Source organism: Deinococcus misasensis DSM 22328, assembly GCF_000745915.1.
Lineage (GTDB): Bacteria > Deinococcota > Deinococci > Deinococcales > Deinococcaceae > Deinococcus_C > Deinococcus_C misasensis.
Genome location: NZ_JQKG01000077.1, coordinates 1 through 12,500 on the forward strand (window position 1 = coordinate 1; position 12,500 = coordinate 12,500).

The following is a 12,500-nucleotide window of genomic DNA, read 5'->3' on the forward strand; positions in this document are numbered from 1 at the left end:
GGCTCTCGGCTCTCGGCTCTCGGCTCTCGGCTCTCGGCTCTCGGCTCTCGGCTCTCGGCTCTCGGCTCTCGGCTCTCGGCTCTCGGCTCTCGGCTTCTGGGCGAGGCCCGCTCAGCCGCTACAGTTTGCGCTCAAGGAACAATCCTCGTCCCGCTCTGGCCTGCCACAGCCTGCTCCAGCACCCCTGAGCGCATTCCAGAGGTGATGGTGGCACTGGGTGCACCTTTTTCCAGACTGTGCAGTGCAGCTTCCACTTTGGGGATCATGCCTCCGGCAATCCAGCCTTCCTGAATGCCTTGCTGGATCTGGGCACGGGTGAGCTCTGGCGCGAGGCTCTCTGGGTCCGGGTAACGGGTGTACACCCCATCCACATCGGTGAGGTAGATGATGGGGGCGTTCAGGGCTCCGGCCACGGCACCTGCAGCCCAGTCTGCATTCACGTTGAGGGGTTCACCGTTTTGATCGGTGCCCACGCAGGCGATCACAGGGGTGATTCCGATGCTGAGCAGTTGGCGCAACAGGTCGGTGTTGACGGTGTGAATCAGGCCCACCCGCCCGAGGTCCTCTGCGACGGTGTCTCCAAGCAGCAGTTGCATGTCACGGCCACTCAAGCCGATGGCTTGCCCGAGGTCCTGTGCCAGTTCTTTGGACAGTCGGGTGAGCGCCTGTTCGGTGACATCCATCACCTCTGGGGTGGTGACCCGGAGGCCCCGTTTGAATTCGCTGGGGATGTTGCGGGCTTTGAGGTTCTGTTCGATGACGGGGCCTCCACCGTGCACAATCACCACCTGATGCTGTGCCCGGAGGTGGCTGATTTCTTGCGTGATGGCCCTGCGGAGTTCCAGAGATTTCATGGCGTTGCCGCCGTATTTGATGACAAACATGTCCAGACCTTCCTGAAATTCAATGTGTTGTTGACCCTGCAAGCAAACCTAGGCGGTCACTTCCAGAGGCTTGGCGTACCATTCCATGATGGGACGGGCATCGATGGCAAAAGAGTACCCGAGGTTTTTCCAGAAACGCACCGCTTGAGGGTTCTGGCCGTAAACGCTGGCCAGGATGCGTTTCACCCGGTTGGTGCGCTTGAGTTGTTCTTCAAGGGTGCGCACGGCATCCCGACCGTAACCTTTGCTCTGGTTCTTTTCAGTAAGCAGAAGCAGGTTGATGGTGACATCTCCGGGGTTGGGGTAGTCCATCTTGTAGTCCAGATAACCAATTTGGTCTTGCCCACTGCATAAAAAGACAAGGGTCCGTCTGGGGTCGAGGGTGGCCAGATACACTTCACGTTCCACCTCGGTGAGGTTGGGGATGTGGGTTCCGATCAAACCGAAGTAATGCGGAGAAGCCAGATACAGATGATGGACCAGTTCTGCGTCCTGGGGAGTGACTTCTCTAAATGTCAGCACATGGACCTCCTACCGCACCTACAGTATATGACCATTTGTTCCGTCCCGTTCCCTTGAGTCCCATCCCATTGCAAGTTTGATGTGCCAAAAAGCACTGCAGGAAAGGGTTCACAACACAATCTCACCCGTGTGTGGCATCCTGTTGCAGATGACTGCGTTGCAAGAGGCCTCAGGCATGTTAACAAAAAATTCCAGAGATCTGCATTTTTATGCACACCGTCTTGAATCTTCACGTGGAATGCTTGCTCCAATGGCAGGATACACCGACGCACCTTTCCGAAAACTTGCACGGTCTTGTGGGGCTGCATGGACGGTCAGTGAAATGATGAGTGCACAGGGTGTGCTGGAAGGGGGAGAGCGCACCCTCGCTCTGGGCATGCCTTATCCCGGTGAAGAAGATCTGGTGTTGCAGCTTTTCGGGGCAGATCCAGAGGTTCTGGCCGAAGCCACCATCAAAATTGAGGCCGAATACCAACCCCGGGCCATTGACCTGAACATGGGTTGTCCGGTGCCCAAAATGAAAGGCAGGGGAGGGGCCTGCCTCTTGCAAACCCCTGAGGTGGCCTTTTCGCTGGTCTCGGCCATGAAAAGGGTGGCAAAGGTGCCCATCAGTGCCAAAATGCGCATTGGCTGGGACAGCAATCAGGCCCTTGAAATTGCTCTGGGACTTCAGGAGGCCGGGGCAGACCTGATCACGGTGCATGGCCGGACCAGTGCCCAGAGGTATGAAGGCCATGCCGACTGGGAGACCATTGCAGAAGTGGCCCATGCCCTGTCCATCCCGGTGATTGGCTCTGGTGATGTCAAAACCGTGCAGGACTTCCATGACCGCATGAAGCTCGGGGTGTCCGGGGTGATGATCGGACGGGGTGCGGTGGGCAATCCGTGGATTTTTGGTCTGGTGCAAGGCAAAGCAGAACCCACCTTGCAGGAAAGGGCAGATCTTGCCTTGCAGCATGCCACCCTGAATGCCCAGTGGTACGGCGAATTTGCAGGCATCCGTCAACTCAGGAAAGTGCTCTGGCAGTATTTCCCAGAGCACCCCCAGTTCAAACCTGTCTTGCAACAGGTGGAATCTGTGCAGGATGTGCAAAACGCAGCAAATCAGATCCTTCAGTCCGACTGAACAGGCAAGCCCACGTAATTTGCTCTGGGTCGGATCAGGCGTCCGTCTTGATGCTGTTCAATGGCATGGGCCACCCATCCTGCGGTGCGTCCCAGCGCAAACAGGGTCATGCCTGCTTTTACGGGATGGCCCAGATGCCTTGCCAGAACCGCCAGCGCAAAGTCAATGTTGGGATGTTCTTCCAGTTCTTGCCAGACGGTTTCTTGCAGTTCGGTGGACACTGCCCTGAGTTGGGGGTCCAGAGGGGCCGCTTGCAGCCTTTCCCACAGGAAACGGGCTCTGGGATCGCCCTGAGGGTAGAGCGGGTGGGAAAAGCCCGGAAGCCCGGTTTTTTCAGACAGCAGGTGGTGCAGGGCAGGTTTGACCCCCGAGTGGAGACCCTCTTGCAACAAACGGTCCACCGCAGGCACCATCCCACCATGCTTGCGACCCTGCAACGCCGAAAGTCCAGCAATCAGGGCTGCATACAGGTCGCTGGACGCAGAAACCGCACAGCGCACCGAGAACGCCGAAATGTTGAGTTCGTGTTCGGCGCACAGGATCAGGGCCTGATCAACAAGACGCTGGTTTTCAAGGCCGTGGGTCCAGTGCAAACAGAGCTGCACGGACAGGGCCGCCTGTGATGCCCAACCTGTGGTGGTCTGTGCCAGCACCCCGAGGGCTTTCTGTCCGGTTTTGAGCAGGCTGGGGGTTTTCAGGTTCAGTGCGCCCAGATCCTGTGCCTGTGCCTCCAGCAAGGCCCTCTGGTACTGGGGCAGCACCTTCAGGTGGCGGGTGTTTTCTGCAAATCCATCGGGCAACTTCAGAGGGGTGACCTCTGGCAAGGGGGCAAGTTCACCTGTCCAGAGCAGACCCATGACCTCTTCAAAAGTGTGGTTCTGGGCCAGATGGACCACCTCCTGACCCCGATAAAACAACTGGCCTTCCCGCAGCAAAGAAATGCTGGTGTCCAGCATGGGGGTTCCAAAATGCAGGGCACTGCGCACCACTTCTGCTGGATTTTTGCGCTGTTCTTTCTGGGTCAGCAGTTTGTCGATGTCCTCTTTGAGGTAGCGTTTTTCGCGGGTGTTGCTGGCCTGTTCGACGGAGCGCAACATGCCTCTGGACACGTAACTGTACAGGGTGGCTCTGGAAATCCCAAGCAGTCTGGCGGCTTCTTCAGCGGTGAGGGTGCTGGACATGCCATGATTCTACTGCATGAAACATTGATTGATAAATCAAGATTGACAACATGTATCGATGCATCTACCTTGAAAACATGGAACAGCCCGAGTACTTCCCAGCAGTGTTTCCAACAGACCGTTTTCCGCAGTACCTGTGGACCGAAAAACCCTCTGGCCTTCCGCAGGAGGTGTGGACCACCGAAACCACCCACCGGGATGGACAGCAAGGGGGCCTGCCCTTGACGGTGGAACAGGGCCTGCAGATTTACGACCTGATGTGCCTGTTCACCGGACAGAGCAAAGCCATCCGGCAAGCCGAGTTTTTTGTGTACCGCAAAGCAGATCTGCAGATGCTGCAAGGGGCTCTGGAGCGTCACCAGTCTGGCGCTCCCATCGAACCGACCACGTGGATTCGGGCCAGCAAAAAAGACGTGGATTTGCTGGAGTCTCTGGGCATTCGGGAAACCGGCATGCTGGCTTCGATTTCCGATTACCACACCTTCCACAAATTCAGTCCAGCAGGCAGAAATGCAGCTTTGAAGACCTATCTGGACGCTGTGGAGAGGGTGCTGGACGCAGGCATCCGGCCCAGATTGCACCTTGAGGATGCCACCAGAGCCGACCTCTCTTTCATTCAGCATTTTACAGAGGAGGTCCTGAAAAAAGCCGAGCCTTACGGCATCCAACCCAAATTCCGGGTGTGTGACACCATGGGTCTGGGCTTGCCTCTGGAACAGGTGCCTGCCCCGAGGTCGGTGCCCCGCCTGATTCAGGGCATCCGTGAACTGGGGGTGCAGCCAGAGCAACTGGAATTCCATCCTCACAACGACACCCATCTGGCGGTTGCGAATGCTCTGGCAGCCGTTCAGGCAGGCTGTGCAGCCATCAACGGCACCCTGCTGGGCAAAGGGGAACGCACTGGAAATGCTCCTCTGGAAGGCATTTTGTTGCACCTGCTCGGGATGGGTTGTCTGGAACAATCACCAGACTTCAAAGCTTTGAATGCGCTGGTGGACCTGTACGAACAGATGGGGCAGGGCATCCCACCCAAATACCCTTTGTATGGCAAAGATGCCCACCGCACACGGGCAGGCATCCACGCCGATGGCCTCAACAAATTCTGGTGGATGTACGCCCCATTTGATGTGCCCGGCCTGCTTGGACGCCCTCTGGAGGTCTCCATCACCCGAGAATCCGGTCTGGCAGGACTGGTTTTTGTGATCCGGCAGCACCTGAAGGTCGAACTTTCCAAACATGATCCGGCCTTGCTGAAACTGGCTGCGTGGGTGAATCAGGAATTTGACTCGGGACGCCAGACCGCCATCGAGTGGGAAGAATTGCAGGACCATCTGGATGTGCAGCCCAGAGCGGCCACCAGAACCTGAAAAAAGAACCTGAAAAGCCATTCGAGATGGATTGTTGATCGCTGAGCACTGATAAACTACCCTTTATGGCGTTTGAAGTGCATGGTCAAAAAGTCCGTTTCTTTCCCCCGGAGGGTGCTGTGGCCCTCACAGGAGATTTCACCGACTGGCACCGCAGCGATGCCGTGCCGCTCTCGGGCGCACCCATCGAACTGGAATTTCCCAGAAACAGCTGGATTGAATACGCATGGATCGGTGAAGACGGCAAACCCTTTGCTGACCCCGACAACCCCCAGAAAAGCCTCAACCCGTGGTGGAATTACCCCAGAGCCGTGCAGGTCGGCACCTACGAATTGCACCGGGTCCTGAAGATGATGAACAGCAAGAAAGACGTTCCCGCGGGCGTGGTTCACCGCCACGTTTGGGAGGGTCAGGTGTTCTCTGGAACCCGTCGGGCTTATGTGTACACCCCTCCCGGTTATGACGCTGCAAAGCAGTATCCGGTGTTTTACGTGCAGGATGGGGTGGCTTTCTTCCGAACCGGCAGACTGGGTGAAATTGCCGATCAATTGATTGCTGCCGGGCAGATTCAACCTGCGGTGTTCGTGTTTCTGGAACCCAACGACCGCACCGTCGAGTACTACCTGAACGACCGGTACTTTGACTTCCTGAAAACCGAAGTGATGCCCCTCATCGAGTCCACCTATGCCGTGCGAACCGATCCAGAGGGAAGAGGCATGTGGGGGGCTTCTCTGGGTGGTCTGATCAGCCTGTATACCGCCAGCCAGCACCCCGAGGTCTTCCGGCATGTGGTGGCCCACTCGGGGGCGTTTCTGGCCGAACCGGGAAGGGTGGATTTTGATGCTTACGAGGCCCACCCTTGGCTCCTTGATCATCTGAAACTCAACCCACCAGAGCACCTGAGGGTTTCGCTGGACACCGGAACCATCGAATGGCTGTGTCCGGTGAACCGCAAAATGGCCTCCCTGATGCATGAACTGGGCATCCGGCACCAGTACCGCGAGCACCAGAGCGGTCACAACTGGGTGACGTGGCGCAACGCCATCCCAGAGGCGATGCTTTACATTCTGGGTGTGTGAACAAGTGGTGCCTCAGTGAACATTGCCGAAGTGCTGGAAGGCTTCAAAACGGTTTTTGAAGGAGACCGCCCCAGACTCCTGTGGACGGCCACGGTCATGACCCTGCAAATCAGCCTCAGTGCCCTTGGGGTGGGACTGGTTGCAGGGGGGCTGATTGCGGTGCTCAGGCTCTGGAGGGTTCCAGTGCTGTCACAACTCGGGCATGCTTACGTGACTTTTGTGCGGGGCATTCCCCTGATTGTGCAGCTCAGCGTGGTGTATTACGGACTTCCTGCCCTCGGGATTTATCTGGATGCTTTTCCTGCTGCCGTGCTGGCTCTGGGTCTGTACTCGGCGGCCTATGTCTCCGAGATCATCCGGGGCGGCCTGCAAAGCATTCCCAGAGGTCAGATCGAAGCGGCGCGCAGTCTGGGCCTCAGCAACCTCCAGACCCTGCAATCGGTGATCCTGCCACAAGCCATGATGTTCATTTTGCCTGCTCTGGGAAACGAATTCATTTCCCTGATTCTGGGCAGCAGTCTGGCTTCTGCGGTCACCATCACCGAACTGTTCCGGCAGGGGAGCCTGATCATCGGGGCCACCTACCGGCAGTTTGAAACTTATGCGGTGCTGGCGGTGGTCTACTTCTTGATCACCTTCAGTTTGACCCGTCTCATTCGCTTTCTGGAACGCAAATACACCAGAGGGTTGCAGGCCGAAAATCAGGACCGCCGGGTGATCTGACAGGGTAGATCCAAAGTCGCTGTTCGGGCGATGCAAACAGAAAGAGCCGTCAGCTGTCAGCCAGAAGGAAAGTCTTCTTCCAGTCGTTTGAGCCTGCAAAACCTGATGGGGCTTTGCCTTTTGGTCTTGCTCTTTTCGAAAGCAAACGCTTTTGGGTAGGCTTTTCGCTGAACGCTAACCGCTTTCTCAGTCGGCCTGTCAAACTTCAGACTTTGCATTTACCCTGGATGACCTGAAATGAAAACCCCTTGCTGAAAGGCAAGGGGGCAAGCAGAGGTGAAGGGAATTAAACCCGCACACCATCCACGGTGGTCACAGGCTCTGCGGTCAGACGCTTGAACTTCATGATTCTGGGAACGGCTGCCAGAGCGGTCAGCACCAGAACAAAGTACCTGAGGAATTCACCTGCTGCGCTGTGTTCCATTTCATCGGACAGCACCAGTTTGGGACCCACATACACCACAGCAACCAAAAGCAGGCCCACCAGAGCGGTCAGGGCTTTGCCTCCTGCGGTTCTGGGGGACTCGTATTTGCCACTGCAAATCAAAGCACCAGTCAGCACAGCAAAACTGAGGGCCAGCTCTGGAAGCAGCAAGGCCAGACCCAGACCGGCAATCCCGGTGATCACTCTGGCGATGGTGTTCAGACCGGGCACCTGCACAAAAGCAGCGGTCAGCACGAACAGGCCACCCAGCAGCAAACCTGCCACCACATCGGAAGGGAAGTGCACCCCCAGCACCATGCGGGACAGGCCAACCAGAACCACCACCACCACAGCCAGCACCCAGAACCAACTTTTCTTGATTTGGGTGGCAGCAATCCACCACATGGTGGCGCTCATCTGGGCATGACCGCTGGGCAGACCGGGGCCGGTGCCGGTGGCTTTGGCGGCTTCGGTGGCCAGCTCGGGTTTGAGGTCGTAAGGACGGGGGTAATTCAGGGTGTCCTTGATCAGGGTGTTGACCAGCAGACTGATCCCGAACCACACCCCGAGTTGCCTGCCTCCAGCAGGATTCACCAGCCAGTAATACAGGGCCAGCAGGGCAATGAAAGCCATGTCGCTTCCAAAGTTGGTCATGAACAGCCAAAAGCCCTGCAAACCTCCAAAAATGCTTTGCAATTGCTCAATCAGTTGCATGTTTCACATTCTACTGATTTTGTGGTTTTTGGAAATTCAGGTTTTCCAGAACTCAAGGGATGGGCGGAACAGGCAAGATGGGGTTGATGGGTACAGCCGGATACTGGTCCCGAATGGCCTGTGCGATGCCGTAAGCAATGCGCTGCAAGTGCACATCGTTCCTGAGGTTTTCGCTGTCCAACAGGTGGCTGGCAAACCCCACCTCCACCAGAGCAGAAGGCACAAAGGTTTCTTTGATCACCACAAAAGGGGCCCTCTTGACCCCTCTGGAGGTGTGCCCAGTCATTTCAATCATGCGGTTTTGCAGGGCCTGTGCGAAAGTTTGGCTCTGGGGGGTGTAATACCACGTTTCGATGCCAGCTCCGTTTCCACCCGAGTCGCTGTTCACATGGATGCTGACAAAGTACTGCTGCGGCGGACGGCCCATCGCTGCTCTGGCCCGCAAGTCCCGGTCTTTGATGGGGCTCAGGTCCACGTCCCGGTCCCGGGTCAGGGTCACAAGGGCTCCAGCTTGAGACAGGTAATCGCGCACCAACAGGGCAATTTTCAGGGTCACTTCTTTTTCAATGACCCCTCCCACAGCACCGGGATCGCTGCCCCCGTGACCGGGGTCCAGCACAATCTGGCTGTTGGTTGGAAAAAAGGCAAGCGGAGGTGGCAAAAAGGGATCAATGCGCAACATCGCTGCAGAGAAATCCAGCACCAGACGAAACGAAGCGCTCTCCTCACTGGGAGGGAGGGGCAAAAGTTTCAGGCCTTTTTGCTCGGTGACCTGAAAAGGGGTTTTGAAGCGCACCGTGACCCCCTCTGGATCTGCAAGGTAAGACCACGACTGCACATCCTGCGGGTTGATGGTGCCAGAGAGGGCTTCGGCCTGCACGCCCGTCAGGCGGATCTGGATCCCATCGGGCAGGTAACTGACCAGATAAGGGGTGTTGGGGGGCAAATCCAGCACCACCCTTGTGAACCCTTCCCGTTTGGCAAATCGGGGAACAGGCAGCACACCCTGAGCAAGCGCACTGGAGAGGACGAGGGAAGAAAGCAAAACCGTGAAAAAACGCCTGAGGTGCTGCACCTTTCCGTAGTACCTTAAAAGCATGCGTCATCGCAACTGGGACAACTTTCATGAAGACCTGGTCGAACAGTACCAAGTCCACTCGACCCGAGAAATCCATCCACGGCCCCGCCAGATTCTGGTGGACCACGTGGAAACCCACAGTGGGATGCAGTTTGAGTACGTGTACCGCCCTCTGGGAGCGGCAGCGGTGTTCGTGCTACCCATCACCTCAGATGGACAGGTGGCCTTGATCCGCCAGTACCGTCACCCCCTGCGCCGTGAAATCATTGAAATTCCAGCAGGCAGTGTGGAACCCGGCGAAGACATCTTCGAGTGTGCCAAACGGGAACTGCTGGAAGAGGTGGGCGGAACCGCAGAAGAATGGCATCCCCTGCCTGCTTTCTTCCCGCAACCGGCTTTCACAGGAGCGATTTTTTATCCTTTTCTGGCTCTGGGTGTGACCCTCGGAGAGCCCCAACTGGAGGAAACCGAGTTCATCACCCTGCAACCCACCCCCCTGCCAGAGGTCTACCGCATGCTGGATGCCGGAGAAATTCTGGACGGCAATTCGGTGATTGCCCTGTATCAGGCCCGTCCTTTGCTGGTCCAGAGGGGCCTGCTGTAATTTTTTATGGTGCTCTTCACCACCCTGAAACACCCCACAGAGCATCAGGAGGACATCAAAGGTTCGGATTTTCTGGTGTATGCCTCCAGAGCCGACACCCCTGAAAGTGCCCTGCAATTTGTGCAGGCCATCCGCCAGAAACACCCTGAAGCCACCCACGTGTGCTGGGCCTACAAAATTGAGCAGCAATACCGCTTCAACGACGATGGGGAGCCGGGAGGAACTGCCGGACAACCCATCTTGCGTGCCATCGAAGGACAGGGACTGGACCACACAGTGGTGGCCGTGGTGCGCTATTACGGCGGAACCAAACTCGGGGCTGGAGGGCTGGCACGGGCTTACGGAGGCACGGCAGCAGAAGCCCTCCGGTTGGCCGAAAAGCATCAGGAATTGCCCAGAGTGCAGCTTTCCATTCAGGTGCCTTTCGAACTGGCAAACGTGATGTACCGCCTGCTGGAAAATTACACCCTGTTTGAGCGTTCAGATGAGTACACCGATCAGGGCCTCACCCTGCACCTGACCTTGCTGGCCTCTGAAGTGGAGGCTCTGGAAATTCAAGTTCGGGACGCTTCCAGAGGGCAGGCAAGCTGGACTGTGCACTCATGAATTGACCGTGAGGTCAACCCTGAAGAAAACAGGCGCTTTTACTCTTTGTTTAAAACCCTCATTCAGGATTTTTCTCTTTGCAGGACATTTTGTTCTCTGCATGAAAATCCCTGAGTGAGGGCCCGGATTTAATGTTTGTTTACGCACACATCATGCCGCATGCTTAGCGTGATGGGCAGATGAACGTGCCATGGACGGGGGCTGAAAGCCCTGCTCTGGCATGGACTTCAAAACTTTTCAAGATTGTCTATAGAAAGTGGGGAAACACCATGCGCAAAAGGTTGATTTTGACCGCCGCCATCCTTCTGAGTGCACCCATGGCATTTGCACAAGACACCACGACCACCAGTGCCCCTGTGACCGTCAGTGACGTTCCAGCCGGCCACTGGGCCGAAGAAGCCGTGCGTTACGCCGTGGCCAACGGTCTGGTGGAAGGTTTTCCAGATGGCACCTTCCGGGGCAATGAAAACCTGACCCGTTACCAGATGGCCCTGATCCTCTACCGTCTGGTGAACAGCCCCAACATGAAAAATGTCGATGATGCGGGCCTCACCCTGATCAAAAACGCTCTGGACGAGCTGTCCGGTGAATTTGATGCCATTCGAGCCACCCTTGAAGCCGGTGAACAGGCCGATCAGGACCGCGATGACCGCATTGCCGCTCTGGAAGAGCAGGTGGAAGCTCTGGTCGAAGAACTGCGCATCACCCGGGAAGACTTGGCTGCTGCCCGAGAGCAAATCGCCACGGTGCAAGCCACCCCCGGCCCTCAAGGTCCTGCTGGTCCACAGGGTCCTGCCGGTGAAACAGGTCCTCAGGGTCCCGCTGGTCCTCAAGGTCCTGCCGGTCCTGCTGGAGAAACGGGTGCCCAGGGTCCTGCTGGAGAACCCGGCCCTGCTGGCCCTCAGGGTCCTGCCGGTGAAACAGGTCCTCAGGGTCCCGCTGGTCCTGCTGGTGAGACAGGTCCCCAGGGTCCTGCTGGTGAAACGGGTCCTCAGGGTCCCGCTGGAGAACCCGGTCCTGCTGGCCCTCAGGGTCCTGCGGGTGAACCCGGCACCAGTGGCACTGTGACCACCACCCCCAACGTGGACATCGTTCCTGATCCTGTCGGCACCACTCCTGACACCACCACAGAGCCTGTCAACAACGACTTCACGGTCAGTGCACCTGTGTACAGCCCGAGGTTCTCTGTGGCACTCACAGGCTCTGCCAGCCTGAATGAAAGCACTTCTTTTCAGGACCGTCTGGAATTTGGTGGCATGATCGGCGTGAACCGCGTGTTCGGCAACACCGGTCTGCGTCTGGGGGCTTCCTACCGTCCCAGCAATCAGGCTCTGGACGTGAATGCCAACCTGATCGCCGAATTTGACAACGGTGCCCGCTTCACCCCCTATCTGGGTCTGGGTGCAGGCTGGAAACAGGCCCCCCTGCAAAATGGCAGTGGAACCGGATCGGACTTCTACATCGGTGGTGTGGTCGGTGCCAAATTTGACATCAACGAACGCATCGCCCTGTTCGGTGAGTTTGATCCCCAGTACAACCTGACCACCAACACCGTGGACGCAGCAGGCAATCTGGGTGTGAAATCCAGAATCGGTGTGAAGTTCAGCTTCTGAACCTGAGCACCTGAACCTTCAACACCAAAGAGCAGCAGGAGTAACCCTGCTGCTCTTTGGGTTTTGGGAAAGGCCGAGGGCCGAGAGCCTAGGGCAAGAACAGCCAATGCTGAAGCAGAATGCTTTGGCTTAGAGGGCAAGGCATGCCTTCTTGCTCACAACAGGAGACCAAATTGTGGTCTCCTTGCATGCCCTGTGTTTACATTCTTTGACCTTGACCCGTTCTCCCACGAATTGCATGATACTCTCGGCTCTCGGCTCTCGGCTCTCGGCTCTCGGCTCTCGGCTCCAGGGGTGACGCACGTCGCGAAGGGGTTAAGGTAAGACATGAACCCCGAGCAACTGAAACTCGCAGTCCAGCACTTCTCTGAGCTCCCTGATCCCCGGACAAACCGAGGGCTCAATCAACCCCTCATCAACGTGATCGTCATTGCCCTGTGTGCTGTGCTCAGCGATGCAGACAGCTTCTATGACATGGAGGATTTTGGGGAACTCAAACGGGATTGGCTCTCAAGCTTCCTGGACCTCCACACCGGTATACCCTCCCATGACACCTTCAATCGGGTCTTCGCCAGGCTC

At 57.0% G+C, this 12,500-nt stretch carries 13 protein-coding genes; 8 read left to right on the forward strand and 5 right to left on the reverse strand.

Going from position 1 to position 12,500, the window contains the following annotated elements:
• Positions 1 to 131 precede the first annotated feature (131 nt).
• Positions 132 to 884 (reverse strand): acetylglutamate kinase, encoded by a 753-nt coding sequence (gene argB, locus Q371_RS22360; RefSeq protein WP_034344947.1) that lies wholly within the window; start codon positions 882 to 884, stop codon positions 132 to 134.
• 48 nt (positions 885 to 932) lie between these two features.
• On the reverse strand, positions 933 to 1,406 hold the full coding sequence (locus tag Q371_RS22365) for a GNAT family N-acetyltransferase (RefSeq protein ID WP_051965078.1): 474 nt from the start codon (positions 1,404 to 1,406) through the stop codon (positions 933 to 935).
• A 175-nt stretch (positions 1,407 to 1,581) separates the two neighbouring features.
• On the opposite strand from Q371_RS22365, the gene Q371_RS22370 reads away from it, so the two are divergent.
• Positions 1,582 to 2,532: a tRNA dihydrouridine synthase gene (locus tag Q371_RS22370; RefSeq protein WP_034344953.1), complete on the forward strand. Its 951-nt coding sequence runs from the start codon at positions 1,582 to 1,584 to the stop codon at positions 2,530 to 2,532.
• Here Q371_RS22370 and Q371_RS22375 read toward each other — a convergent pair.
• Positions 2,520 to 3,713, reverse strand: coding sequence for a citrate synthase family protein (locus Q371_RS22375; RefSeq protein ID WP_034344936.1), 1,194 nt, complete (start codon positions 3,711 to 3,713; stop codon positions 2,520 to 2,522). The two genes, Q371_RS22370 and Q371_RS22375, sit on opposite strands and share 13 nt — an antisense overlap.
• 50 nt (positions 3,714 to 3,763) lie before the next feature.
• Between Q371_RS22375 and Q371_RS22380 the strand changes: the two genes are divergently transcribed.
• The 3 genes from Q371_RS22380 (at position 3,764) to Q371_RS22390 (ending at position 6,882) form a co-directional block, all read left to right on the forward strand.
• Positions 3,764 to 5,080: a pyruvate carboxyltransferase gene (locus tag Q371_RS22380; RefSeq protein ID WP_034344938.1), complete on the forward strand. Its 1,317-nt coding sequence runs from the start codon at positions 3,764 to 3,766 to the stop codon at positions 5,078 to 5,080.
• A 65-nt stretch (positions 5,081 to 5,145) separates the two neighbouring features.
• Positions 5,146 to 6,159 (forward strand): alpha/beta hydrolase, encoded by a 1,014-nt coding sequence (locus tag Q371_RS22385; RefSeq protein WP_034344941.1) that lies wholly within the window; start codon positions 5,146 to 5,148, stop codon positions 6,157 to 6,159.
• Positions 6,160 to 6,174: 15 nt separating this feature from the next.
• Positions 6,175 to 6,882, forward strand: a complete 708-nt coding sequence (locus Q371_RS22390) for an amino acid ABC transporter permease (RefSeq protein WP_245618420.1) — start codon at positions 6,175 to 6,177, stop codon at positions 6,880 to 6,882.
• 286 nt (positions 6,883 to 7,168) lie between these two features.
• On the opposite strand, the gene Q371_RS22395 is transcribed toward Q371_RS22390, so the two are convergent.
• Both Q371_RS22395 and Q371_RS26240 read right to left on the reverse strand, forming a co-directional pair.
• Entirely contained in the window at positions 7,169 to 8,020 is an 852-nt protein-coding gene (locus Q371_RS22395; protein ID WP_051965081.1) for a phosphatase PAP2 family protein, read from the reverse strand.
• 52 nt (positions 8,021 to 8,072) lie between these two features.
• Positions 8,073 to 9,119, reverse strand: coding sequence for an N-acetylmuramoyl-L-alanine amidase family protein (locus Q371_RS26240; protein WP_051965083.1), 1,047 nt, complete (start codon positions 9,117 to 9,119; stop codon positions 8,073 to 8,075).
• On the opposite strand from Q371_RS26240, the gene Q371_RS22405 reads away from it, so the two are divergent.
• The 4 genes from Q371_RS22405 to Q371_RS22425 all read left to right on the forward strand — a co-directional run.
• On the forward strand, positions 9,118 to 9,702 hold the full coding sequence (locus tag Q371_RS22405; protein ID WP_051965084.1) for an NUDIX domain-containing protein: 585 nt from the start codon (positions 9,118 to 9,120) through the stop codon (positions 9,700 to 9,702). The genes Q371_RS26240 and Q371_RS22405 overlap by 2 nt on opposite strands.
• A gap of 6 nt (positions 9,703 to 9,708) precedes the next feature.
• Positions 9,709 to 10,308 carry an IMPACT family protein gene (locus Q371_RS22410; protein WP_034344944.1) on the forward strand — a complete coding sequence of 200 codons (600 nt, stop codon included), beginning with the start codon at positions 9,709 to 9,711 and terminating at the stop codon, positions 10,306 to 10,308.
• A 269-nt stretch (positions 10,309 to 10,577) separates the two neighbouring features.
• Positions 10,578 to 11,921, forward strand: coding sequence for an S-layer homology domain-containing protein (locus Q371_RS26245; protein WP_051965086.1), 1,344 nt, complete (start codon positions 10,578 to 10,580; stop codon positions 11,919 to 11,921).
• 327 nt (positions 11,922 to 12,248) lie between these two features.
• A partial coding sequence (locus Q371_RS22425; RefSeq protein WP_034338899.1) for a transposase family protein occupies positions 12,249 to 12,500 on the forward strand: 252 nt, incomplete at its 3' end.